Source organism: Streptococcus sp. HMSC061D10 (assembly GCF_001808865.1).
Lineage (GTDB): Bacteria > Bacillota > Bacilli > Lactobacillales > Streptococcaceae > Streptococcus.
Genome location: NZ_KV794985.1, coordinates 1 through 670 on the forward strand (window position 1 = coordinate 1; position 670 = coordinate 670).

The following is a 670-nucleotide window of genomic DNA, read 5'->3' on the forward strand; positions in this document are numbered from 1 at the left end:
TGTACTGACCCCAAAAAGTTAGACAATTAATTTATCCAAAGGATTTAGTTCTGTATTGTACAGGACTAAGTCCTTTTAGTTTTACCTTAATTCGTTTGTTGTTGTAGTAATCAATATAGTCTACAATAGCTTGTTCCAAGTGCTCAAGTGACTGAAACGTATTCTCATAACCATAAAACATTTCAGACTTAAGAATGCCAAAGAAGGATTCCATCATACCGTTATCTGGGCTATTTCCCTTACGTGACATAGATGGTTGGATTCCCTTATTCTTTAAAAAATGATGATAGAAATCGTGTTGGTATTGCCATCCTTGATCACTATGGAGAATTGTATTTTCGTAATGATTCTCTGTAAATGCTTGTTCTAGCATAGCTTTCATTTGTACTAAGTTCGGCGAAGTAGAAAGATTGTAGGAGATAATTTCACTGTTAAAGCCATCTAAAACTGGTGATAAATAAAGCTTTTGGCTGCTTGCTGGAATGGCAAATTCTGTCACATCTGTGTAGCACTTTTGCATTGGTTTGGTTGCTTCAAATTGACGTTGAATAAGGTTATCTGCTTTCTTGCCAACCTCTCCTTGGTATGAAGAATACTTCCGTTTACGGCGAATTCGAGCCGTTAAACCAAGTACTTTCATAAGACGCTGCACCTTCTTATGGTTCACTAC

The 670-nt window shown here is 36.6% G+C and carries 1 protein-coding gene; it reads right to left on the minus strand.

Annotation, left to right across the window (positions count from 1 at the left end; translation table 11 throughout):
• Positions 1-31: 31 nt before the first annotated feature.
• Positions 32-670: IS3 family transposase (locus HMPREF2728_RS00005; RefSeq protein WP_075226685.1), on the minus strand; the 639-nt coding region annotated here is incomplete at its 5' end.